The organism is Leifsonia stereocauli (genome assembly GCF_038432415.1).
In the GTDB taxonomy this organism is placed as follows: Bacteria; Actinomycetota; Actinomycetes; order Actinomycetales; family Microbacteriaceae; genus Orlajensenia; species Orlajensenia stereocauli.
Map to the genome: position 1 here is coordinate 1,602,563 of NZ_JBCAUN010000001.1, position 23,881 is coordinate 1,626,443.

The window sequence follows — 23,881 nt, forward strand, 5'->3', positions numbered from 1 at the left end:
GACTACTTCTTTCCTGCCGAGGCGGACTCGCTGGCCTCGAGGTCCGCGAGGAAGCGGTCGACGACGGCGCTGGCCTTGGTGTCGTCGGTCAGGCTCTCGCCGATGACGCCGGAGGCGAGGTCGATCGCGAGCGTGCCGACCTCGGTGCGCAGCGACACGACGGCAGCCTGACGCTCGGCCTCGATCTGTGCCTGAGCCGTGGTGGTGATGCGCGTCGCCTCGACCGTTGCGATGTCCTTCGCCTCGGCCACGATCTTCTTGCCGTCCTCACGAGCGGACTCGCGGATCTTGCCTGCCTCGGCACGGGCGTCGGCGAGCTGGGCCGTGTACTGCTCGAGAGCAGCCTCGGCCTGTCGCTGAGCCTCGTCGGCCTTGGCGATGTTGCCCTCGATGGCCTCGCCACGCTCGTCGAGAATCTTCTTGACGGTGGGGAGGATCTTCACCCAGAAGAACACCAGGATGATCGCGAAGCAGACGGCCGACCACACGATGTCGTACAGCTCGGGGATGAACGGGTTGACCGTTTCGCCTTCTTCAGCAGCGCGCAGGAGCAGCGAGTGCATTCCTGACTCCGTTTCGATTAAGGGGATTACGCCGGGAACGGAATGAACGCGACGGCGATGGCGATGAAGGCGAGCGCCTCGGTGAACGCGATGCCGAGGAACATGAGGGTGCTGAGGCGACCCTGGAGCTCAGGCTGGCGCGCGACGGACTCGATCGTCTTGCCGACGACGAGACCCACACCGATGGCCGAGCCGATGGACGCGAGACCGAAGGCGATCGGGGCGATGCTGCCGTTGATGTCGGCGAGGATGGATACGGGGTCCATGTGTGGAGTTCCTTCCGGGAGTGGAGAAGTCGACGGGTGTCGGCTTCGGTTAGTGCTCTTCAGCCAGAGCGAGCTGGATGTAGACGGCGGTGAGAAGCGTGAAGACGTAGGCCTGCAGCACACCGACGAAGAGTTCGAAGATCGTGAAGGCGAAACCGAACGCGAAGGTTCCAACACTGAACAGGCTGTACCAGCCGCCCGCGGTGAAGAGGAAGAACGACGTCGCCGAGAAGCAGAGCACGAGCAGCATGTGCCCGGCGATCATGTTCATCAGGAGTCGGAGAGCCAGCGTGACGGGCCGGAGGATGAAGGTCGAGATGAACTCGATCGGCGTCACCACGGCGTAGATCGGCCACGGCACTCCGGGCGGGAAGAGCGAGTTCTTGAAGAACGACGCAGGGTGCTTCTTCACGCCGGCGTAGATGAACGCGACGTAGGCGACGAGCGCCAGAAGGAACGGCAGCCCGATCACGCCGGTTCCGGCCATGTTGAGGCCGGGCACGATGCCCGTGAAGTTCATGGCGACGATCGTGATGAACATCGCCGTGAGCAGGGGGAGGAAGCGAGTGCCATCCTTCTTGCCCAGCAGGTCTTCCGCGATGTTGACCCTGATGAAGCCCAGGAGCATCTCCACGATGCTCTGGCCACGCCGGGGAACGACGGTCATCTTGCGAGTCCCGAGCCAGAACAGCACGAGGATCACGATCGTGACGAGAATGCGGATCGCCATGATCCGGTTGATCTCGAATGGCGTTCCCACGAACAGGAAGCCGGGCGGGAAGAACTCGTCCAATGACGGACCGTGGAATCCACCATCGTCGGTGGCTGACGGAACCAGCAGGTTCACAGCGGTAACTAGCAGCGCTATCTCCTGTTTCGGGGCGTGGAGCTCGGCTCTCGCGACGACGAATGATGGGGGTGGTTCCGAACGACTCCGGTGCCATGCAGGCGAAAGGAGCGACGAGAAGCGGAACCGTTCTCTACTCTAGCAATACTTCGGCGATCCCTCGAACCGCTCGGCCCGATGGGACCGCTGTTCAGCGCCGGAGTTCGGCTTCTCCGACGTAGGGGATGCGACCGCGCACGAACACGACGACGTCGACGATCAGCGACCCGAGCACACCGGCGATGAGGCAGAACGCGAGGGTGACCGGCTCCAGCCACGGCTGCGTGCGGAGCGAGTAGACCAGGACCAGGAAGGTGACGAACTTCACCATCCATCCGCCCATCACGATGCCGAAGTAGAGACCGATGAGGTCTGGGGCCGAGGCGTAGCGGTTCGCGACCAGGATCGTGACGATCGTGATGCCCATCAGCAGGAGCGCCAGGACCCCTCCGAGGATCGCGCTCCACACTCCGATCGGACCGAAGATCAGGCCGGAGATGATGGCCCCGACCACCGCAACCGTGGCCGCGACGGCCACCCCCCAGACCAGCGCGCGGCGGAGCACGGAGTTCGGCGTCGGCGAGACGAAAGCGGGCGCGGGCGTTGAATCACTCATGGCATCCTCGGGGGAATCGGGGGTCGGTCCAGTGTACCGGCGGGTTCCTGGGCGTCCCTCGGCGTGAGAACCGGGGCCGAGCCTCAGGAGGAGGCTGTCGGAGTACGGACGGATGCACCGTCGAGCTCGGCGGGCACTGCGCCCTCCGCCGCTTCGTCGAGCGGATCCTGAGGCGCGAGCTCCTCGGCCTCGGGGGTGTCGGCCTCGGCGGACTGACTGGCGGCCTCGATGGCCTTGCGGCGGCTGAGCGGGGCCAGGGTGAACAACGTGCAGGCGAAGAAGCCGATGATGAGGAACATCGTCGCCCAGAGGGTTGAGAGCCCGAAGAAGGTCGGCAGCACGAAGTACAGCAGGCAGCTGATCGAGGCGACAGCGGTCCAGCTGTAGAAGATCAGCACGGCGTGCAGGTGCGAGTGCCCCATGTCGAGCAGGCGGTGGTGCAGGTGCTTGCGGTCGGCGCTGAACGGCGACTTCCCGGCCCTGAGCCTGCGGATGACCGCGAGCCCGAAGTCGAGCAGCGGGATGATCAGCACGGCGAACGGCAGGATGATCGGGATGAAGGCCGGCAGCAGCTGGGCGCTGCCGAGCTGGGCCGGGTCGATCTGCCCCGTGACGGCGACGGCCGATGTCGCCATCAGGAGCCCGACGAGGAGCGCGCCGGCATCGCCCATGAAGAGCCTGGCTGGATGCCAGTTCAGCGGGAGGAATCCGGCGCAGACGCCGACGACCAGCACGGCGATGAGTGAGGCGAGGTTGAAGTAGTTGAGCGGCGATGTCTGCTGCACGAGCAGGTAGGAGTAGAGGAAGAAGACGCCGTTGGCGATGAGGGCGACGCCTGCGACGAGGCCGTCGAGCCCGTCGATGAAGTTGATGGCGTTCATGACCAGCACGATGGCGAAGATCGTGATGATGACGCTCATCCAGCTGGAGCCGACGGTGATTCCGCCCCCGATGGGCAGGGAGTAGATCTGCACGCCCTTCCAGGCGACGAGTCCGGCCGCGATGAACTGCCCGGCGAGTTTGGTCATCCAGTCGAGGTCCCAGATGTCGTCGGCAACGCCGATGAGCACGATGAGGAGCGCTGCACCCAGGATCGCGAGGATCTGCTCAGGATTCGCGAACACGATCCTGAGCGTCGGGAACCGGGCGGAGACCAGCCAGGCCGCACCGAATGCAGCGACGATGCCGATGAACATCGCCACGCCGCCGAGCCTGGGCGTCGGCCTGGTGTGCACGTCGCGTTCGCGGATCTTCGGGTACAGCCTGTATTTGTGGCTCAGCCTGTAGACCACGATCGAGAGGGCGAACGTGACGATGGCCGCCACGAGCGACAGCACGATGAACAGGGTCACGGTCTACTCCGCCGGCTCGTCGTGGGCGGGAACAGACTCCGGCCCTGGAGAATCGGGGGCGGTGGCTGCCTCGGCCAGCGCGTCGCCGACGATCGACTGCACGGCCATCCGCGAGATCACGCCCTCGCGCACGATGTGCAGCTTTCCGCCGCGCTGCAGTGCCGTCGCATCGACGATGGTCGAACCGGCTGCCGCTGTCGCGACCCCCTCGGTGCCATAGGCGGTGCCTGCAGCGCCGCCGTCCAGGTAGACGTCGATGGAGTCCCCGAGGGACGCGGATGCCGTGGCCGCGTCGAGCGCCGAGGGCTCACCCGTGCGGTTGGCTGAAGACACGGCCAGCGGACCGGTCTCGCTCAGCAGTTCGAGCGCGATGGTGTTGGCCGGCATCCGAAGCGCGACGGTGCCCCTCGTCTCTCCGAGGTCCCAGTTCAGCGAGGGCTGGGCGGTGAGGATGACCGTGAGTCCGCCGGGCCAGAACGCCTCGACGAGCGCGCGCACCTCCTCGGGGACGTCGGCGGCGAGAGCATCGAGGGTGGGGATGCCGGGGATCAGCACGGGCGGAGGCGAGGTGCGATCGCGCCCCTTCGCATCGAGGAGCTTCTGCACGGCCTTCGGATCGAAGGCGTCCGCCGCGATGCCGTAGACGGTGTCGGTGGGGATGACGACGAGACCGCCGCGACCGATGGCAGCGCGCGCGAGGCGCATTCCGGTGAGCAGTTCTGAGTCGACGGAGCAGTCGAAGACACGTTCAGGCATTTGGCACTGATTCTAGGACGTGACGCTGAAGGGTGCCGACCCGACGCTCCCCGACGAACTCGCGGCCGCGATCCGAGAGATCTCGAAGCGCGACCGCGAGGTCGTCGGGGGGCTGGCCGATCAGTGCCGGCGCGCCCTCCGAGTGAACAGCCAGGTGCCCCAGACGTACGATCCCGCGATGATGACGGCGCACCATCCGAGAGCCCACCACGGGGCCGTGCCGAGATCAGTGCCCATGAGCAGGCCGCGGATGGTCTCGATGATCGGCGTGATCGGCTGGTTCTCGGCGATCCACTGCAGCCACTCCGGCATCGTGTCGGTCGGCACGAATGCACTCGACAGGTACGGCAGGAACAGCAGCGCGAATCCGTAGCCGCTGGCCGCCTCGACGTTTCCCGCCGCCAGTCCGATCGCCGCGTACAGCCAGGTGATGGCGAGGATGAACAGAGCGATCACTCCGACGGCCGCGATCCACTCGAGCACGTTCGCCGTCGGACGGAACCCGAGGGCCAACGCGACGCCGATGACGACGGCCGTGGCGAGGAGGTTGCGGGCCAGGCTCGCGACGACATGACCCGTGAGCACGCTGATGGCTCGCAACGGCATGGCCCTGAACCTGTCGATTATGCCGTTGGTCATGTCGTTCGCCACGTCGACGGCCGTCGACGACGCCCCGAATCCCGCACAGAGCAGGATGATGCCCGGCACGACGTAGTTCACGTAGCCGCCATCGGGCTCGATGGCGTTGCCGAACACGAAGGTGAACAGCAGCATCAGGATCGTCGGCAGGACTATCGCCATGATGAGCGCGTCGATGTTGCGCATGGTGTGGCGCAGGCTGCGCCCGATCATGGTCGTGGTGGTGACGGATGCCGACGGTCGACGCCCCGCTCGCACGGGACCCTGCTGCCCCGTCGTCCTGGTGATGGTCGCGGTGCTCATGCCGCCACCTCCTCTCGGTTGTCAGTTCTCGCGTCGGCGCTCGTCGGATCCTCGGCATCAGTCGCCACCCTGTGCCCGGTGAGGGCGAGGAAGACGTCGTCCATGCTGGGCTTCCGCACGACGACTCGCAGTGTCGCGGTCGCCGGATCGGCCGCGATCACGGCGAGGGCGGCCTCGAGTCCTGCGACGGTGCCGTCCGTCGGGATCTCCAGCAGCAGGGAGTCATCGAGATCGCGCAGCTCGACGACCTCTCCCCCGACGCGCGCCTTGAGCTCGGTCGGGGTTCCCTCTGCCACGATGCTCCCGCCGTCGAGAACGAGGATGCGGTCGGCCAGGGCGTCGGCCTCCTCGAGGTACTGCGTGGTCAACAGGATCGTGGTGCCGCGCTCGGCGAGTTCGGCGATCATCCGCCACAGTTCCTGCCTGCTCCGGGTGTCGAGCCCGGTCGTCGGCTCGTCGAGGAACACCACCGGCGGGTCGGCGACCAGGCCGAGGGCCAGGTCGAGCCGTCGGCGCATGCCGCCCGAGTAGCTTCCGACGCGTTTGCGTGCGGCGTCCGTCAGCTCGAAGCGGTCAAGCATTTCTCGCGCACGCTGCCTGGCGCCGGCCGAGGTGAATCCGGAGAGCCTGGCGAGCATGCGCAGGTTCTCCTCTCCGGTCAGCACCTGGTCGACGGCCGCATACTGGCCCGTCAGGCTGATGGCCTCGCGCACGGCTTCGGGATCTGAGGCCAGATCGGCGCCGGCCACGACGACTGTGCCCGAGTCGGCCCCGGTGAGGGTCGCCAGGACGTTGATGAGGGTGGTCTTGCCGGCGCCGTTCGGCCCGAGGAGGGCGACGATGCTGCCCGTCTCGATGCTCAGGTCGACGCCGTCGAGCACAGTGGCGGTGCCGTAGCTCTTGCGCAGGCCACGCACCTCGATGGCTGGTGCACTCATAGTTCACAACCTTTCCGTGTAGTGGATAAACTGTCGTGTACTAAATACATTTGTGTGTATGGCGTACACGTTTGTTTAAGTGATACACAGTTCTAGGATGAGTGTCAACCCTCGAGTCGAAAGGCGGCGCATCGTGGCCGATGTCGAAGAAGCGCTCCCGCGCGGGATCGCGCTCACCTGGGGCGTGGCGGAGAATCCGCAGCGCGGACCCAAGCGCGAGCTCTCGATCGAGCGCATCGTCGAGACGGCCATCGAGATCGCGGATGCCGAGGGGCTCGGCGCCGTCTCGATGAGCCGCGTCGCGACCACCCTCGGCTTCACGACGATGTCGCTGTACCGCTACGTGACCAGCAAGGACGACCTGCTCGTGCTCATGGAGGACACGGCGTCGGAGATGCCGATCCCGGCCGAGGACGACACGCTGCCATGGCGGGACGGCGTGCGACGCTGGGTCCTCGCCGTGCGCGGCGTGTACCGCGACCACCCCTGGATCGCGCGGGTTCCGGTGCGCGGGGCGCCGATGACGCCCAACAACCTGCTCGCGGCCGACTGGCTGCTGCGGGAGCTCCGCCCGCTCCCCCTCGACGATTCCGAGAAGATGTCGAGCCTGCTGCTCCTGACCAGTTACGTGCGAGCGACGGCAGCGCTGGAGGCCGACCTCACGGAGGCGACCGCAGCCGGCATCGCCGAGACCGCCGGCATGCAGGCGGCCCTCACGGCCCTCGTCACCCCTGAACGCTTCCCCGACCTCAGTCGCATCGTGGCCGGCGGCGGCTACACCGGCGCGCCGGTGCCCGGTGTCGCCGACGACTTCACGTTCGGTCTCGAGCGCATCCTCGACGGCATCGAGTACCACGTGGAGAACACCGACGCCCCGCCCGCGGGCTCCGGTGGCACTCCGTCTCTCGACGGCCTCGAGATCCCACGTGACAAGGCCGTGCGCGAGGCGGCGAAGGCGCGTCGGGAGGCCGAGGCGAGGGTGCGCGAGGCGAAGAAGCGGGAGCGTGAGGAGATCAAGCGGGCGCGGGAGCGGGCGGCCAGGGCCTAGACCGCCGATGCCCCAGCTGGCGGCATCCGTTCACCGGCACCGTGGCATGGAGAAGGAGAGCGACAGAACCGCTCTCCACTTTCAGGATATACGGGGCATGGGGCCTTGCCGCAAGGGCCCACCAACGGCGCATACTGGTCGACCGAACGCGAGTCCATCCGAACCTGGAGCAGCCCTGAGCGCGACCACCCACCCCGTCTTCTCCCTCCCCGACCACCTCACCGCGAAGGCCGATCCAGCCCTCATCGCCGACGACGAGCGGCAGTTCGCGGCCATCGCCCAGACCCTGGAGCAGTCGATCGCCGAGCTGTCCGTCAAGCTCGACGAGACCAGGCTGCGCCCGGGAGGCGGCGGCGAGGCCGCGCTGGAACGCGACCTCGAGATCCACCGCATCACAGCGCGGCTGCGCACTCTGCGCCGGTTCGGGCTCGACCTGTGCCTGGGGCGCATCGTCTCCGCGGCGCATCCGGAACCTGTCTACATCGGTCGGGTCGGGCTCACGGATGCCGACGGTCGCCGCCTGCTCGTCGACTGGCGATCGCCGGCGGCCGAGCCGTTCTTCGGCGCCACCCACGCCACACCGATGGGACTCGCCAGCCGGCGCCGGTACCGCTGGACGAACGGCCGGATCGGCGACTACTGGGACGAGGTGTTCACGCCGGAGGGACTGGTCGGCCGCGCCGCCCTCGACGACCAGTCGGCGTTCATCGCCAGCCTCGGCAGCGACCGATCGAGCCGCATGCGCGACGTGCTCGGCACCATCCAGGCCGACCAGGACGCCATCATCCGTGCCGGTTCGCGCGGCGCCCTCGTCGTCGACGGCGGACCGGGCACCGGGAAGACCGTCGTCGCTCTGCACCGATCGGCGTACCTCCTCTACTCGGATCCGAGGCTGGCCCACCACCACGGCGGCGTGCTGTTCGTCGGTCCGAGCCTGCCCTACCTCGACTACGTGGCCGATGTTCTCCCCGGCCTGGGCGAGGACGGCGTCGAGACCTGCACCCTGCGCAGCCTCGTGCCCGAAGGGGCGGGCGTGGGCATCGATGACGATTCCCGGGTGGCAGCACTCAAGGCCTCGGCAACGCTGCTGCGGGCCGTCGAGGCTGCCATCGGCCACTACGAGCGGCCACCGACGCGGGCCATGATCGTCGAGACGCCGTGGGCCGACATCCACCTCGCTCCCGAGGACTGGGCCGAGGCCTTCGCAGCATCCGAGGCCGGCACCTCGCACAACGACGCGCGCGATCAGGTCTGGGAGGAGCTCCTGGGCATCCTCACCGACAGCCACGGCGACGACGAGATCGCCCCCCACCTCGTGCGCCGCGCGCTCGAGCAGAACAGCGGGCTGCGCGGAGCGTTCAACGCGGCCTGGCCGCTGCTCGATCCTGCCGGTGTCATCGGCGACCTCTGGAGCGTTCCGGCGTACCTGCACGCGTGCGCCCCGTGGCTCACCTCCGCCGAGGTCGGCGCGCTTCAGCGACCCGAGGCGAGGGCGTGGACGGCATCCGACCTCCCGTTCCTCGACGCTGCCAGGCGCCGCATCGGCGACCCGGAGGCATCGCGGCGTCGGCATCGCCGCGACGTCGCCCTCGCCTCGGAACGCGAGTACCGCGACAGGGTCATCGACGACCTGATCGCGGCCGACGACTCCGAGCTGAAGCTCATGATGATGCTGCGCGAACAGGACGCGCAGAACAGCCTGGTAGACGAGTCCTCGCTCCCGAGCACGGATCCCGACCTGCTCGCTGGTCCCTTCGCGCACATCGTCGTGGACGAGGCCCAGGAGCTGACTGATGCCGAGTGGCAGATGCTGCTCGCCCGGTGCCCGTCGCGCAGCTTCACCATCGTCGGCGACCGCGCCCAGGCCAGGCACGGATTCACCGAGTCGTGGCGGCAGCGGCTGGAACGCGTCGGCATCGGCCAGGTCACGATGGCCTCGCTGAGCATCAACTACCGCACGCCCGAGGAGGTCATGGCCGAGGCCGAGCCCGTCATCAGGGCCGCGCTGCCGGACGCGAACGTCCCGACGTCCGTGCGCAGCACCGGCATCCCCGTGGAGCACGGCGCGCTCTCGGACCTCGACGCGATCCTCGATGCCTGGCTCGCCGAGCGAGGCGACGGAATCGCCTGCATCATCACCCGCGACATCGACGAGGCCGCCGTCAGGCCGACACCCCGCATCCGTTCCCTGACGCCGGAGCTGGCCAAGGGCCTCGAGTTCGACCTGGTGGTGCTCGTCGACCCCCACACCTTCGGCACGGGCATCGATGGCGCCGTCGACCGCTACGTGGCGATGACCCGCGCCACCCAGCGGCTCGTCATCCTCACGAGCGGCTAGCCCGCGAGCGAGTCCGGGCCCGGGAGGACGTGGGCATCGCCCTGGAGCGGGCGCAGCCTGTCGGCGACGGGGAACGGGGCGCTGTAGTACACGGCCGTCGCCGTGACGTCGCCCCAGTCCTCCTTCTTGACCAGGACCCGCTCGGTGGACACCTCGACTATGCGCACGCGCAGCCAGTGGGCGTCGTCGCTGGCGCCGTCGCCACTGTCGTCGTCGTCGTCGAGCAGCAGTTCGAACGGATCGGCGAGGTAGCCGAGGCCCGTCGACTCGAGCGTCTCCTCGGCGGTGAGCCAGTCGACGGCACCGGTCACGACGCGACCGAGCAGGTCGATCACGACGAAGCCGTCGCCGTCCGGGCGCATCCAGCCGAGCAGTTCCCTGTCGCCGCGGCGGTGCTCGATCCAGTGAGAGGGTGCAGGCATGGTGTCGAGGCTAGCAACGGCGGATGCCGATCGAGGCTGGCGACAACGGATCCCGCGGCCCCGAGCGGTTAGCGCAGCGCCGTCGTCGCGCGGTCGCGGAAGGTCAGGTCGCGGTGATGGATGACGCAGCGCCAGCCGTCGCCGGCCAGGATGGCGGCGATGGCGGCCGACTGGTGCTCGGCGTGCTCGATCACCAGCACTCCCCCGGACCTGAGCAGGCGCAGCCCCGTGCGCGACAGCGCCGGGATGACCGAGAGTCCGTCGTCGCCGCCGTAGAGCGCCTCGTCGGGATCGTGGAAGGCGACCTCGGGATCGGCGGGGCGCAGGCTCTCGGGGACGTAGGGCGGATTCGACGCGACGACGCTCACCGTGCCGTCGAGCTCGGGCAGGGCGTCGATCAGGTCAGCGGCCACCAGCGTCGTGTTGTCAGCGCCGAAGTCCCGGATGTTGCGCGCGGCCCAGACGCGGGCCTCGGCGGAGCGTTCGACGGCGTAGACCCTGGCGTTCGGCACCTCCGTCGCCATGGCGAGGGCGATCGCGCCGCTGCCGGTTCCGAGATCGACGGCGATCGGTGCAGGGGCAGCGTCGGCCCGCAGGGCGTCGATGGCGAGTTGCGCGACCATCTCCGTCTCGGGGCGCGGAATGAAGACTCCGGGTCCGACGTGCAGCTCGAGGGCCCGGAACGGCGCCAGGCCGGTGATGTGCTGCAGGGGTTCCCGGGTGGCCCGGCGAGCGATGAGCGAGCGGATGCTGGCGGCATCCGTCGCCGACACCGTGCCGCCCAGGATGAGACGGGCCTGCAGACCGCCGCGGCTGAGCTCCAGCACGTGACCGAGCAGAAGCTGCGCGTCGATCTCGGGCGAGATGACGCCTGCCGCTTCGAGCGTGGCGACGGACTCATCGAGCAGTTCGCCCAGGGGAAGTCCCTCGTCGCTTTTCGTCATATTCACGTGAAGGAATGTAACGCACTCGCCTGAGCGCGACCGGCGACCGTAGTCTGAACGAAGCCGCGCTTCGTTCCTTCGGCGCCGCCGATGCGCCAGTGCCGCCAGTGTCGCCAGTGAAAGGTCACCCCATGTCGCAGATATACTCGAGCATCACCGACGTCGTCGGGCGCACGCCGCTCGTTCGCCTGAACCGCATCACCGAGGGCGCTGGCGCCACCGTGCTGGCCAAGCTCGAGTTCTACAATCCGTCGGCCAGCGTCAAGGACCGCCTGGGAGTCGCCATCGTCGATGCAGCCGAGGCATCGGGTGAACTGGCGGCCGGCGGCACCATCGTCGAGGCCACGAGTGGAAACACCGGCATCGCCCTCGCGATGGTCGGTGCCGCACGCGGATACACCGTGATCCTCACGATGCCCGAGACCATGAGCACCGAGCGCCGCGCGCTGCTCCGCGCGTACGGAGCCGAACTCGTCCTGACCCCGGGCTCCGAGGGCATTCGCGGTGCCGTCGCCAAGTCCGAGGAGATCGCCGCCGGCATCCCCGGCGCGGTCCTCGCCCGCCAGTTCGAGAACGAGGCGAATCCCGAGATCCACCGCCGCACGACGGCGGTCGAGATCTGGGACGACACCGACGGGGAGGTCGACATCTTCGTGTCGGGCATCGGGACCGGCGGCACGATCACCGGTACCGGCCAGGTGCTCAAGGAGCGGAAGCCCACGGTGCAGGTCGTCGGCGTCGAGCCCGAGGAGTCGGCGCTGCTCACCGGCGGGAGCGCCGGCCCGCACAAGATCCAGGGCATCGGCCCGAACTTCATCCCGGAGATCCTCGATCGCGAGGTCTACGACGAGATCATCGACGTGAACATCGCCCAGTCCGTGGCCATGGCCCGCCGCCTCGCGGTGGAGGAGGGCATCCTGGGCGGCATCAGCTCGGGAGCCACGGTGCACGCCGCTCTCGAGCTGGCGAAGCGACCCGAGAACGCCGGCAAGACCATCGTCGTGATCGTCGCCAGCTACGGTGAGCGCTACCTGTCGACCGTGTTGTTCGAGGGTCTCGTCGACTGAGCGGGTCGACATCGGACATCCTTCGGCGGCCGTAGGCTGGTGCCATGGGATTCTTCGCCGCGCTTCGTGAGGATGTCGCGACGGCTCGCTCGCACGATCCGGCTGCGCGCAGCAGCATCGAGGTGTTCCTCGCCTACTCCGGCCTGCACGCCGTGTGGGGTCACAGGCTGACGCACCTGCTCTGGACCGCCGGTTTCCGGCTGCCGGCCCGACTGCTCTCGCAGCTGCTCCGTTTCCTCACCGGCGTCGAGATCCACCCGGCGGCCACCATCGGGCGCAGGCTGTTCATCGACCACGGCATGGGCGTCGTGATCGGGGCGACCGCCGTGCTCGGCGACGACGTGATGCTGTACCACGGCGTGACCCTGGGCGGGAAGAGCCGGCACCACCGGCGCGATGAGAAGCGGCATCCGACGCTCGAGGACGGCGTGACAGTCGGCGCCGGCGCGAAGGTGCTCGGCGACATCACGCTCGGAGCCTGGTCGACCGTCGGCGCGAACGCCGTCGTGACCAAGGACGCCCCGCCGAACTCACTGCTGACCGGGATCCCGGCGACCATCAGGCCGGCGGATCCCGACGCCACCGAGTCGGCCCGCGGCGTGGTCTACGACGCCTGAGCCGCGCGGGATCGGTGATCTCGATACGCGTCAGCGTTATCAGGCCTGGTCGCCGATGTCGGCGAGCCTGGCCTCCTCATCGGCCTGGATGGCCGACTCGATGATGGGCTCGAGCGCTCCGTTCATGACCGAGTCCAGGTTGTAGGCCTTGTAGCCCGTGCGGTGATCGGCGATGCGGTTCTCGGGGAAGTTGTAGGTGCGGATGCGCTCCGAGCGGTCCATCGTGCGGATCTGGGTCTTGCGGGCAGCGCTGTCGAGCTCGGCCTGCTCCTCCTGACGGCGCGCGAGGATGCGGGCGCGCAGAACGCGCATGCCGGCCTCGCGGTTCTGCAACTGGCTCTTCTCGTTCTGCATCGCCACGACGATCCCCGTCGGAAGGTGCGTGATGCGCACGGCGGAGTCCGTGGTGTTGACGGACTGGCCACCGGGGCCGCTCGAGCGGTACACGTCGATCTTGAGGTCGTTCTGGTTGATGTCGACCTCTTCCGGGGCGTCGACCTCGGGGAAGACGAGGACACCCGTCGTCGAGGTGTGGATGCGTCCCTGCGACTCTGTGGCCGGAACGCGCTGCACCCGGTGGACGCCGCCCTCGTACTTGAGGTGGGCCCAGACACCCTGTGACGGGTCTGTCGCGTTGGACTTGATGGCGACCTGAACGTCCTTGTAGCCGCCGAGATCGCTCTCGGTGCGCTCGAGGAGTTCGGTCTTCCAGCCCTTGGACTCCGCGTAGTGCATGTACATGCGCAGCAGGTCGGCGGCGAACAGGGCGCTCTCGGCTCCGCCCTCTCCGCCTTTGATCTCCATGATCACGTCGCGGCCGTCGTCGGGGTCGCGCGGGATGAGGAGACGACGCAGCTTCTCCTGGGTCGTCGCGAGCTCCTCTTCGAGGGCGGGGATCTCCTCGGCGAATGCGTCGTCCTCACGGGCGAGCTCCCGGGCGGCGGCGAGGTCCTCGCCGGCCTGGATCCATGCAGTGTTGGCCGCGGCGATCTTCGAGAGCTCAGCGTAGCGACGGTTGACCTTCTTGGCACGGGCGGCGTCGGCGTGCAGCGCCGGATCGGCCAGCTGCTCCTGCAGATCCGCGTGCTCGTCGAGCAGTACCTTCACCGAATCGAACATCTCGAGACTCCTGTTGTTTCCTGCGCGAGAGTGGAAGTGGTCGGGGAAAAGCCGAAGGTCCTGCGCGTCGGCCACTCTCGTTCCGATGCGCAGGACCCTCTGAAGACGCTAGTGCTCGCCCGTGTGTCCGTTGGTGCCGTTCTTGCCGACCTGCATGAGGAACTCGACGTTGGACTGGGTCTCCTTGAGGCGACCCAGAACGGCCTCGAGCGCCTGCTGCTGGTCGAGGCCGGCGAGGGCGCGACGCAGCTTCCAGGTGATCTTGACCTCGTCGGCGCTCATGAGCATCTCCTCGCGACGGGTGCCGGAGGCGTTCACGTCGACGGCCGGGAAGATGCGCTTGTCCGCGAGCTGGCGCGAGAGGCGCAGCTCCGAGTTTCCGGTGCCCTTGAACTCCTCGAAGATGACCTCGTCCATCTTGGACCCGGTCTCGATGAGCGCCGTGGCGAGGATCGTGAGCGATCCGCCGTTCTCGATATTGCGAGCGGCACCGAAGAAGCGCTTCGGCGGGTAGAGCGCCGACGCGTCGACACCACCGGAGAGGATGCGACCGGAAGCCGGAGCCGCCAGGTTGTAGGCGCGGCCGAGGCGGGTGATCGAGTCGAGCAGCACGACGACGTCGTGGCCCAGCTCGACGAGGCGCTTCGCACGCTCGATGGCGAGCTCGGCGACGGTGGTGTGGTCCTCTGCCGGGCGGTCGAAGGTGGAGGCGATGACCTCGCCCTTCACCGTGCGCTGCATGTCGGTGACCTCTTCAGGACGCTCGTCGACGAGAACGACCATGAGGTGGACCTCGGGGTTGTTGATCGCGATGGCGTTGGCGATCTGCTGCAGCACGATCGTCTTGCCGGCCTTGGGCGGTGCGACGATGAGGCCGCGCTGGCCCTTGCCGATCGGCGAGACCAGGTCGATGATGCGCTGCGTGAGCTTGGTCGGCTCGGTCTCGAGGCGCAGGCGCTCCTGCGGGTAGAGCGGCGTGAGCTTCTGGAAGTCGACGCGCGCAGCGGCCTCGTCGACGGACTGGCCGTTGATCGAGTCGACCTTGACGATCGCGTTGTACTTCTGGCGGCCGTTGCCGTCGCCCTCGTGCGGCTGGCGGATGGCGCCGACGACGGCGTCTCCCTTGCGCAGGTTGTACTTCTTGACCTGGCCGAGCGAGACGTAGACGTCGCTCGGGCCCGGCAGGTAGCCGCTGGTGCGCACGAACGCGTAGTTGTCGAGGACGTCGAGGATGCCGGCGACGGGGATGAGCACGTCGTCGTCGTTCAGCTCGGGCTCGAACTCGTCGCCTGCAGCACCGCCGCGACGCTTGCGGTCGCGGTAACGGCTGCGGCCGGAGCGGGCGTCGCCCTCTGCCGCCTGACGCTGGCTGTCGCGCTGGCTCTGCTGCCCGTTGCCGTTCTGGCGCTCGTCGACGTCGAGCTTCTGGCCCTGCTCTGCAGGCTGGTTGCCCTGCTTCTGCTGGTTCTGGTTGCCCCGGTCGTTGCCGTTCTGGCCGTTGTTCTGGTTGGCGTTCTGGGCGTTGGCGTTCTGGGCGTTCTCGCCACGGCCGCCGCGGTTGCGGTTGCGGTTGCGGCCCTGACGCTCGCCCTGCGGCTTCTCGTCGGTCGACTCGGCAGCCTCGGTGGAATCGACGGCGGCGGGAGCCTCGGTAGCCTCAACGGTCTCGGTGGCCTGAGGGGCGACCTTGACCTGCTTGCGGCGCTGGCCGCGAGGGGCGTCGCCGTCCTGGGCCTTCTCGGGGTTGTTGTTACGGGCGGCGACGGCGTCGAGCGCCGGAACGAGGCTGTCGAGGCCCGTTCCGCCTGCGGTGTTCACGTGGGCGCCGGCGGCCGTCGAGGCCGAGGTGGCGCGGCGCGAGCCGCGGCCGCGGGTCACGGCGGGGGCGCCGGTCACGGTGAGGGCTGCGGCCTGGGCCGGGGTCTCCTCGGCGGCGGCCACGAGCGCCTGCTCGGCAGTGGGGTCCGCTGCCTGCTCGGCGGCGGGGACAGCTGCGGGCTCTGCAGCGGCATCCGTCGTCGTCGACGAGGCCTCAGGCGCGGCCGGGGCGGCGGTCTCGGCAGCAACGGGTGCTGCAGCGGCGCTCTCGGCGGGCTGGGCGTCGACGATGGCATCGACGAGCTCGCCCTTGCGGAGCTTGGAGGCACCGGGGATGCTGAGCTGGGTCGCGAGAGCCTGGAGCTCGGCGACGCGCAGGGTGTTCAGCTGGGTGCGGGTTGCCACGGTCTGGGTGGCGTTTCCAGTAGTCACGGGAGTTTTGGTCCTTTCGCCTGGCGGGAATCCGTCCAGGGGAGCTGTCACCGAGCTGCGTGTCGCGATTTCGACATGGAAACGCGACAGGCTGGTGGCGCGATGAGAGCAAATGAATTGCGGGGAATTGCACCGGTCCAGTCGGTTCGCTTTGCTGTGCGGAACCGTGACGGGTACTGGCTCAGTCTAACACCGTGCCGGATGATGCCCTGACACGCGAACGTGGGTCATCAGGGGATCCTCAGGCCGACGCGTTGACCGAGCCCTTGAAGTCGACGGCCAGGTGCAGAGCCTGCCACGGCGTCTCGGACACCGCAGCGACGAGGTCGGCCGCGCCGAGGCGCTGCCCGGGGTCGCTCGCGAGCACGAGGATCGACGGGCCGGCACCCGACACCACTGCCGGGTAGCCGGCGGCACGGAGGGCGACGATGAGGGCGTTGGTCTCCGGCATGGCTGCAGCACGGTAGTTCTGGTGCAGCTTGTCCTCGGTGGCGGCGAGCAGCAGCTCGGGGCTCTGGATGAGGGCGGCGACGAGCAGAGCCGAGCGCGAGACGTTGAAGACGGCGTCCTCGTGAGGAACGGACTCGGGCTGCAGGCTGCGCGCGAGCGCTGTCGACATCACGTGCTCGGGCACGAACACCACGGGTGAGACGCCGCGGTGCACCATGAGCTTCTTGTGCTGCGGGCCCTCGGGCGTGGTCCACGCGATGGTCAGGCCGCCGAACAGGGCCGGCGCCACGTTGTCCGGATGACCCTCGAGCTCGGTCGCGAGAGCCAGGGCGTCATTGTCGGAGATCTCGACGACGCCCTCGAGGATGCCCTTGGCAGCCATCACGCCCGAGACGATCGCAGCGCCGGACGACCCGAGTCCCCTACCGTGCGGGATCGAGTTGCGGGCCTCGAGACGCAGGCCGGGCAGAGAGTACCCGTAGTGCGCCAGCACATGGGCGATGGAGCGCACGACGAGGTGCGACTCGTCCGTCGGCACCTCACCGGCCCCGACGCCCTCGACGTGGATGTCGACACCAGGAGCAGGCAGCACCTCGACGACGAGCTCGTCGTAGAGGGCGAGGGCGAGTCCGAGGGTGTCGAATCCGGGGCCGAGGTTCGCACTCGTGGCCGGCACCTGCACCGAGACCCGACGACCGACGAGCTCTGATGCGAGGGAGTTCAGCGCCACGGCGGCGGTCATGCCTTCGCCAGGCCGAGGACGTCGGCGATCTCGGCGGTGTCGACGGCGACGCTCTCGGGCTGGATGTCGGAGCCGTCGGCCGTGCGGAGGGCCCACTGCGGGTCCTTCAGGCCGTGGCCGGTGACTGTGAGCACGACGGTGGCGCCCTGGCCGATGACGCCGGCCTCGGCCTGCTCGAGCAAGCCGGCGACACTGATGGCTGAAGCCGGCTCGACGAAGATGCCGACCTCGGAGGAGAGGATGCGCTGGGCCTCGAGGATGCGCGCGTCGTCGATGGCACCGAAGTAGCCGTCGCTGTTCTCCCGTGCCGCGATCGCGAGCTCCCACGATGCCGGGTTGCCGATGCGGATGGCGCTGGCGATGGTGTCGGGGTTCTTCACGACGTGGCCGAGCACGATCGGAGCGCTGCCTGCGGCCTGGAAGCCGAACATGCGCGGCATCTTGGTCGTGACGCCGCGCTGCAGCTCCTCGGTGTAGCCGCGGTGGTAGGCCGTGTAGTTGCCGGCGTTGCCGACGGGGACGATGTGGAAGTCGGGCGCCTCGCGCAGCACCTCGACGACCTCGAACGCCGCGGTCTTCTGACCCTCGATGCGGTCGTTGTTGACCGAGTTCACGAGGTGGACCGGGTAGTTGTCCGCGAGCTCGCGGGCGATCTCGAGGCAGTCGTCGAAGTTGCCGCGCACCTGCAGCAGGCGACCGTTGTGGGCGATGGCCTGGCTGAGCTTGCCCATGGCGATCTTGCCCTCTGGCACGAGCACGGCAGCGGTGATGCCGGCGTGGGCTGCATAGGCGGCCGCCGACGCCGAGGTGTTGCCCGTCGACGCGCAGATGATGGCCTTGGCGCCGGCCTCGACGCCCTTCGTGACGGCCATGGTCATGCCGCGGTCCTTGAAGGAGCCCGTGGGGTTCATGCCCTCGAACTTGACCCAGACCTTGGCGCCGGTACGGGCCGAGAGAGCCGGTGCCGGCAGGAGCGGCGTTCCGCCCTCGCCCAGCGTGACGACGGGCGTGGCATCCGTCACGTCGAGACGATCGGCGTACTCGCGGATGACTCCGCGCCACTGGCGGGACTCGCGGATCTGCGGGGTGGTGCTCATGAGGGGATTACGCTCCTTCAACTCGGAGGACGGATGCGACGCGGGCGACGACGCGGTTGGCAGCCAGGTCCGCGACGGTCGCGGCGAGCGCGGCCTCCCGGGCTCCATGGGTGCCGATGACGAGGATGGCGGTGGACTCTCCGCCGGGGGCCGCCGTGGCGACGGACTGCTCGACGGTCTCGACCGAGACGCCGTGCTCGGCGAAGACGCCGGCGATGGTGGCCAGGACCCCGGGCTCGTCGATGACGTCGAGGGTGACGGCGTAGCGCGTCGTGGCCTTGCCGATCTCGAGCACTGGGAGTCCGGCGTGCTTCGATTCGGTGAGGCCGGGCCCGCCGACGACGTGGCGGCGGGCGAGCGAGACGAGGTCGCCGAGCACGGCTGATGAGGTCTCGACTCCCCCGGCGCCGGCGCCGTAGAACATGAGGGCTCCAGCCGATTCAGCCTCGACGAACACGGCGTTGTTGGCACCGTGCACTGCGGCCAGCGGGTGGCTGCGCGGCACCATGGCCGGGTAGACCCGCACCGAGACGCCCTCGACACCGGTGTCGGGGTCGATCAGGCGCTCGCAGATGGCGAGCAGCTTGACCACGTGGCCGGAGTGCGCGGCCGAGGCGATCTGGGCCGCGGTGACGGCGGTGATGCCCTCACGGTGCACGTCGTCGACCGACACCTCGGTGTGGAAGGCGAGGCTGGCGAGGATGGCCGCCTTCTGCGCTGCGTCGTAGCCGTCGACGTCGGCGCTCGGGTTGGCCTCGGCGAGGCCGAGCTCCTGGGCGGTGGCGAGGGCGTCCTCGAGGCTGTCGCCCTGGGTGTCCATGCGGTCGAGGATGTAGTTCGTGGTGCCGTTGACGATGCCGAGGATGCGCTTGACGCGGTCGCCCGCGAGGCTCTCTCGCAGCGGACGGATGATCGGGATGGCTCCGCCGACGGCCGCCTCGTAGTAGAGCTGGGCTCCCACCTGCTCGGCGGCGGCGAAGAGCTCCGGTCCGTGCGTGGCCAGCAGGGCCTTGTTGCCCGTGACGACGTCGGCGCCGGAGTTCAGCGCCTGCAGGATGTAGGTGCGAGCCGGCTCGATGCCGCCCATGAGCTCGATCACGACGTCGGCGCCGAGGATGAGCCTCTCGGCGTCGGTCGTGAGCAGCTCGCGCGGCAGATCGACGCTGCGCTTGGCGTCGACGTCGCGCACGGCGATGCCGATGAGGTCGAGGCTGGCGCCCACGCGGTGCGCGAGCTCGTCCCTGTCCTCCAGCAGCGACCGCGCCACCTGCGCTCCGACGGATCCTCCGCCGAGCAGGGCGACGCGCAGTGAACGGTAGGCGATCATCGGGCTCCCTCGAGTGCGTTCGTCCCGGCCGACGTCGGCACGGGGATGCCGGCGTCGCGCGAGAGGAGATCGGCCTCGGTCTCACCGCGCACGATGATGCGTGCAGCCCCGTCGCGCACGGCGACGACGGCTGGGCGGCCGAGGTGGTTGTAGTTGCTCGCCAGCGACCAGCAGTACGCGCCGGTCGCCGCGACGGCGAGGAGGTCGCCTGGTCGCACGTCTCCGGGCAGGTAGTCGGCGTCGACGACGATATCGCCGGATTCGCAGTGCTTGCCCGCGACGCGCACGAGGGTGGGGGCGGCATCCGTCACCCGGCTCGCGATGCGCGCCGTGTAGTCGGCTCCGTAGAGCGCGGGGCGGGCGTTGTCGCTCATGCCGCCGTCGACGCTCACGTAGGTGCGCACGCCGCCGTCGACCTCGACGGGCTTGACGGTTCCGACCTCGTAGAGGGTGATGCCTGCTGGTCCCACGATGTAGCGTCCGGGTTCGATGGCGATGCGGGGAACCGTGATGCCGCGGATCGCGCAGGCCGCACCGACGGCCTCGGCCATGCCGGCGGCGATCTGTTCGATGGGCGTCGGCTCGTCGGCTGCCGTGTAGGCGATGCCGAAGCCGCCGCCGAGGTTGAGCTCGGGCACGTCGCCGCCGGCGAGCAGCTCGGCGTGTATGGCGATGAGGCGGGAGGCCGACTCGGCGAATCCGCCGGTGTCGAAGATCTGCGAGCCGATGTGGCAGTGCATCCCGAGGAAGCGGAGCTCGGCGCGGTCGCGGATGACGGCGACGAGGTCGGCCGCATCGCTGAGCGGGACGCCGAACTTCTGGTCCTCGTGGGCCGTGGCGAGAAACTCGTGGGTGTGGGCGTGCACTCCGCTGTTGACGCGCAGCCGCACGGCCTGCACGCGGCCGGCGCGGGCTGCGGCATCCGCCACCCGATCGATCTCGATGCGGCTGTCGATGACGATGGTGCCGACGCCGACGGAGACTGCCCGCTCGATCTCGGCGAGCGACTTGTTGTTGCCGTGGAAGCCGAGGCGCGCCGGGTCGATGCCGGCGGCGAGTGCGACGGCCAGCTCTCCGCCCGTGCACACGTCGATGTTGAGCCCGGCCTCGGCGACCCAGCGGGCGATCTCGGTGGAGAGGAAGGCCTTGCCGGCGTAGTACACGGCGACGGATGCCCCCACCGCGGCGAACGCCGAGCCGAAGGCGTCGAGCACACGGGTGGCGCGAGCGCGCACCTGCGCCTCATCGGTCACGTAGAGGGGGGTGCCGAAGCGCGCGGCGAGCTCCGCGGCGTCGACACCGGCTATGACGAGGCGCCCGTCGTCATCTCGCGCGGCCGAGTCGGGCCAGACGCCATCGGCGAGCGCGTTCGCGTCTGCGGGCACGTCGAGCCACGCAGGGGCGGAGGGACGGGTGGCCACTAAAGGATCCTCGCAGTGGGGATGACAGACGGATGACACTGCGCGGCGAGCGAACCCGGATTGGTCCCTGAAGCCGTGACGGCAGTCGCCCGATCGAGCAGGGCGTCAATACCCGAGGAGTCTATCGAGTCGCCTTCCCGGCCTACGAATCGATGACGGCCGGTGCCGCAATCGTTACGTTCCCTATGAGCAGGTTCCCGTCTGAGCCAGGTCGGCGATGACCAGGCCGCTGGCCTGGAAGCCGACGGTCACGGAGTCCGGTGAGACCTCGGCGCCGGTGAGGTCCACCCCCGCCGGGATCTGGTCGGCGATGCAGAACGACACGGTGTTGTCGGCGAGGACGGCGTCGATCAGGCCCGAGATGTCGATCGAGGTCGACCCGGCGGCGAGTTCGCCCGACGTCGGGGTGAAGACCAGGGAGTCGGTGGTCGTCGACGGCTGAGCAGTGAGCGTGAAGGTCAGCGGGATCCCGATGAAGGTCTGCGATGCCGTGTAGGTGACGGTTCCGTCGCCGAGGGTGATGTCGGCGTCGGTGCCGTTCCTCTGCAGCAGGCCGTCGAGGCCCGCCTGGTCGAACGCCACGCTGCCGGTGACAGTGTGCACGGGCTTGCTCATGTCGGTCGGAACGCCGTCGGCCTGGATCGTGACGTCGAGCGGGGTGCCGTCGAAGGCGATCCCGTCGGCGTCGACGTGCACGGATTCGAACGATCCGCCGAGGTACTGCGCTATGACGCTCGCACCGCCGATGGTCACGTCGATGTCGTCGGGCGAGACGGTCGTGCCCTCCTCGGAGCTCAGCTTCTCCGCGAACTTCTCCGCGACGAGCCGCTCACCGGTGCTGCGCGCGATCGAATCGGCGATGAGGTAGGCGGCGACGAGGGCGGCAACCAGGACGACGAGCACGATGGCGAGCACCAGGGGCCATCGCCTGCGTGCCTTCGGTGCATCGGATGCTGTTGTCATTGAGGACCCCCGGTCTCGAGTCGAACGTCACATGCGGTCCGGCGCCGAGACGCCGAGAAGGTCGAGGCCGTTGCGGATCACGATGCCCGTCGCGTCGTTGAGCCACAGCCTGGTGCGGTGCACGTCCTCGACGGCGCCGTCGCCGAGCGGAATGACGCGGCAGTTGTCGTACCAGCGGTGGTACAGCCCGGCGACCTCCTCGAGGTAGCGCGCGACACGGTGCGGCTCGCGCAGCTCGGCCGACTGGGCGACGATGCGCGGGAACTCCTGCAGAGCGCCGAGGAGAGCCGATTCGGTCTCGTGCTCCAGCAGTTCGGGGGCGAAGACGCTGCGGTCGACGCCCGAGCTCGCGGCGTTGCGCCCCACGGCCGCGGTGCGGGCGTGCGCGTACTGCACGTAGAAGACGGGGTTGTCGTTCGTGCGGCGCTGGAGGATCTCGGGATCGATCGTGAGGGGCGAGTCGGCCGGGTAGCGCGCCAGCGTGTAGCGGAGCGCATCCGTTCCGAGCCAGGCCTGCAGGTCGTCGAGCTCGATGATGTTGCCGGCACGCTTGGAGAGCTTGGCCCCGTTGATGCTCACGAGCTGCCCGATGAGCACCTCGACGTCCTTCTCGGGGTCGTCGCCGGCAGCGCCGGCGAGGGCCTTGAGACGGTGGACGTAGCCGTGGTGATCGGCACCCAGCAGGTAGATCTTGTGCGCGAAGCCGCGATCGCCCTTGTCGAGGTAGTACGCGGCGTCGGCGGCGAAGTAGGTGTACACGCCGTTTGCACGACGGATGACGCGATCCTTGTCGTCGCCGAAGTCTGTGGTGCGCACCCAGACGGCGCCGTCCTCGTCGAAGACGTGGCCCTGCGCCCGCAGGCGCTCGACGGCGGTGTCGATCGCGCTCAGTCCGTCGTCGTCGACGGCGTGCAGGCGGCGTTCGCTGGTGAACACGTCGAAGTGCACGTTGAAGCGCTCGAGCGACGCACGGATCTCGCCGAGCTGCAGCTCGTAGGCGATCTCGCGGGCCACGTGCAGCGCGCGGGCGTCGTCGAGCTCGAGCAGCTTCGGCTCGCGCTCGAGCACACGAGCGGCGAGGTCGGCGATGTAGCTGCCCGGGTAGCCACCCTCGGGCGTCGGCTCGCCCTTGACGGCGGCGAGGATGGACAGACCGAAGTTGTCCATCTGGTTGCCGGCGTCGTTGATGTAGTACTCGTTGGAGACCGAGGCTCCTGCAGCACGGAGCACCCGGCCGATCGAGTCGCCGAGGGCCGCCCAGCGGGTGTGACCGATGTGCAGCGGACCTGTGGGGTTCGCCGAGACGAACTCGAGGTTGATGGCGGGACCCGCAAGCGCGGTGCTGTGCCCGAAGGCCGCACCGGCGTCGACGATGGTCCTGGCGAGCGCGCCGGCCGCCGCGGCATCCAGTCGGATGTTGATGAAGCCCGGACCGGCGACCTCGACCGAGGCGATCCCGTCGACGTCGCTGATGCTCGACGCGAGTTCTGCCGCGAACTCGCGGGGGTTCATGCCGAGGCGCTTCGCGAGCTTCATGGCGATGTTCGACGCCCAGTCGCCGTGGTCGCGGTTCTTGGGGCGCTCCAGGGTGACATCCGACAGTTCGACGCTCACGTCGGCGTCGGAACCCGCCGCGCGTCGTCGTTCGAGCAGGGAGTTCACCTGGTCGAAGAGGGCCTGGGAGAGTTCGAGCGGAGTCACGAACACCGATCTTACCGTCGGCCGCGGTTCGCTCAGCGTCAGCGCAGAGCGGCGTT

22 protein-coding genes are annotated in these 23,881 nt (G+C 68.8%); 4 read left to right on the forward strand and 18 right to left on the reverse strand.

Annotation, left to right across the window (positions count from 1 at the left end):
- Positions 1-2 precede the first annotated feature (2 nt).
- From AADV74_RS07760 to AADV74_RS07795, 8 genes are all read right to left on the reverse strand, one after another.
- Positions 3-563, reverse strand: a complete 561-nt coding sequence (locus tag AADV74_RS07760; protein ID WP_342112878.1) for a F0F1 ATP synthase subunit B — start codon at positions 561-563, stop codon at positions 3-5.
- Positions 564-589: 26 nt separating this feature from the next.
- Complete coding sequence (gene atpE, locus AADV74_RS07765) at positions 590-829, reverse strand: F0F1 ATP synthase subunit C (protein WP_056164241.1); 240 nt, start codon at positions 827-829, stop codon at positions 590-592.
- Positions 830-878: 49 nt separating this feature from the next.
- Positions 879-1,676 carry a F0F1 ATP synthase subunit A gene (atpB, locus tag AADV74_RS07770; protein WP_342112879.1) on the reverse strand — a complete coding sequence of 266 codons (798 nt, stop codon included), beginning with the start codon at positions 1,674-1,676 and terminating at the stop codon, positions 879-881.
- Positions 1,677-1,866: 190 nt separating this feature from the next.
- The gene (locus tag AADV74_RS07775) at positions 1,867-2,331 is read right to left on the reverse strand and encodes a Cg1360 family ATP-synthase-associated protein (RefSeq protein ID WP_342112880.1); all 465 of its coding nucleotides are present in this window, start codon (positions 2,329-2,331) and stop codon (positions 1,867-1,869) included.
- Positions 2,332-2,414: 83 nt separating this feature from the next.
- Positions 2,415-3,683, reverse strand: coding sequence for an MraY family glycosyltransferase (locus tag AADV74_RS07780; RefSeq protein ID WP_342112881.1), 1,269 nt, complete (start codon positions 3,681-3,683; stop codon positions 2,415-2,417).
- Positions 3,684-3,686: 3 nt separating this feature from the next.
- A complete protein-coding gene (locus AADV74_RS07785; protein WP_342112882.1) occupies positions 3,687-4,439 on the reverse strand; it encodes an L-threonylcarbamoyladenylate synthase in 753 nt (250 codons plus the stop codon).
- A gap of 120 nt (positions 4,440-4,559) precedes the next feature.
- Positions 4,560-5,381, reverse strand: coding sequence for an ABC transporter permease (locus AADV74_RS07790; RefSeq protein ID WP_342112883.1), 822 nt, complete (start codon positions 5,379-5,381; stop codon positions 4,560-4,562).
- The gene (locus AADV74_RS07795) at positions 5,378-6,319 is read right to left on the reverse strand and encodes an ABC transporter ATP-binding protein (protein ID WP_342112884.1); all 942 of its coding nucleotides are present in this window, start codon (positions 6,317-6,319) and stop codon (positions 5,378-5,380) included. The genes AADV74_RS07790 and AADV74_RS07795 overlap by 4 nt, the downstream gene beginning before the upstream one ends.
- Before the next feature lie 133 nt (positions 6,320-6,452).
- Here AADV74_RS07795 and AADV74_RS07800 point away from each other — a divergent pair, with 133 nt between their 5' ends.
- Positions 6,453-7,367 carry a TetR/AcrR family transcriptional regulator gene (locus AADV74_RS07800; RefSeq protein ID WP_342112885.1) on the forward strand — a complete coding sequence of 305 codons (915 nt, stop codon included), beginning with the start codon at positions 6,453-6,455 and terminating at the stop codon, positions 7,365-7,367.
- A gap of 175 nt (positions 7,368-7,542) precedes the next feature.
- Positions 7,543-9,705, forward strand: a complete 2,163-nt coding sequence (gene helR, locus AADV74_RS07805; protein ID WP_425287278.1) for an RNA polymerase recycling motor ATPase HelR — start codon at positions 7,543-7,545, stop codon at positions 9,703-9,705.
- On the opposite strand, the gene AADV74_RS07810 is transcribed toward helR, so the two are convergent.
- On the reverse strand, positions 9,702-10,127 hold the full coding sequence (locus AADV74_RS07810; RefSeq protein ID WP_342112887.1) for a hypothetical protein: 426 nt from the start codon (positions 10,125-10,127) through the stop codon (positions 9,702-9,704). The genes helR and AADV74_RS07810 overlap by 4 nt on opposite strands.
- A gap of 68 nt (positions 10,128-10,195) precedes the next feature.
- The gene (prmC, locus tag AADV74_RS07815) at positions 10,196-11,071 is read right to left on the reverse strand and encodes a peptide chain release factor N(5)-glutamine methyltransferase (RefSeq protein ID WP_342113116.1); all 876 of its coding nucleotides are present in this window, start codon (positions 11,069-11,071) and stop codon (positions 10,196-10,198) included.
- Between the two features lie 131 nt (positions 11,072-11,202).
- On the opposite strand from prmC, the gene cysK reads away from it, so the two are divergent.
- A complete protein-coding gene (cysK, locus tag AADV74_RS07820) occupies positions 11,203-12,138 on the forward strand; it encodes a cysteine synthase A (protein WP_342112888.1) in 936 nt (311 codons plus the stop codon).
- Positions 12,139-12,182: 44 nt separating this feature from the next.
- Complete coding sequence (gene epsC / locus AADV74_RS07825) at positions 12,183-12,755, forward strand: serine O-acetyltransferase EpsC (protein ID WP_342112889.1); 573 nt, start codon at positions 12,183-12,185, stop codon at positions 12,753-12,755.
- 39 nt (positions 12,756-12,794) lie between these two features.
- Here epsC and prfA read toward each other — a convergent pair whose 3' ends face one another.
- The 8 genes from prfA to AADV74_RS07865 all read right to left on the reverse strand — a co-directional run bounded on the left by prfA (position 12,795) and on the right by AADV74_RS07865 (position 23,825).
- A complete protein-coding gene (gene prfA, locus AADV74_RS07830) occupies positions 12,795-13,874 on the reverse strand; it encodes a peptide chain release factor 1 (protein ID WP_342112890.1) in 1,080 nt (359 codons plus the stop codon).
- A gap of 108 nt (positions 13,875-13,982) precedes the next feature.
- The gene (gene rho / locus AADV74_RS07835) at positions 13,983-16,124 is read right to left on the reverse strand and encodes a transcription termination factor Rho (protein WP_342112891.1); all 2,142 of its coding nucleotides are present in this window, start codon (positions 16,122-16,124) and stop codon (positions 13,983-13,985) included.
- 241 nt (positions 16,125-16,365) lie between these two features.
- A complete protein-coding gene (thrB, locus tag AADV74_RS07840) occupies positions 16,366-17,316 on the reverse strand; it encodes a homoserine kinase (RefSeq protein ID WP_342112892.1) in 951 nt (316 codons plus the stop codon).
- Positions 17,313-18,413 carry a threonine synthase gene (thrC, locus tag AADV74_RS07845; RefSeq protein ID WP_342112893.1) on the reverse strand — a complete coding sequence of 367 codons (1,101 nt, stop codon included), beginning with the start codon at positions 18,411-18,413 and terminating at the stop codon, positions 17,313-17,315. Before thrC ends, thrB begins: the two co-directional genes overlap by 4 nt.
- 7 nt (positions 18,414-18,420) lie before the next feature.
- Positions 18,421-19,740: a homoserine dehydrogenase gene (locus AADV74_RS07850; protein WP_342112894.1), complete on the reverse strand. Its 1,320-nt coding sequence runs from the start codon at positions 19,738-19,740 to the stop codon at positions 18,421-18,423.
- The gene (gene lysA / locus AADV74_RS07855; protein WP_342112895.1) at positions 19,737-21,161 is read right to left on the reverse strand and encodes a diaminopimelate decarboxylase; all 1,425 of its coding nucleotides are present in this window, start codon (positions 21,159-21,161) and stop codon (positions 19,737-19,739) included. Before lysA ends, AADV74_RS07850 begins: the two co-directional genes overlap by 4 nt.
- A gap of 183 nt (positions 21,162-21,344) precedes the next feature.
- Positions 21,345-22,124: an LmeA family phospholipid-binding protein gene (locus tag AADV74_RS07860; protein ID WP_342112896.1), complete on the reverse strand. Its 780-nt coding sequence runs from the start codon at positions 22,122-22,124 to the stop codon at positions 21,345-21,347.
- A 27-nt stretch (positions 22,125-22,151) separates the two neighbouring features.
- On the reverse strand, positions 22,152-23,825 hold the full coding sequence (locus tag AADV74_RS07865; protein ID WP_342112897.1) for an arginine--tRNA ligase: 1,674 nt from the start codon (positions 23,823-23,825) through the stop codon (positions 22,152-22,154).
- Positions 23,826-23,881: the final 56 nt, after the last annotated feature.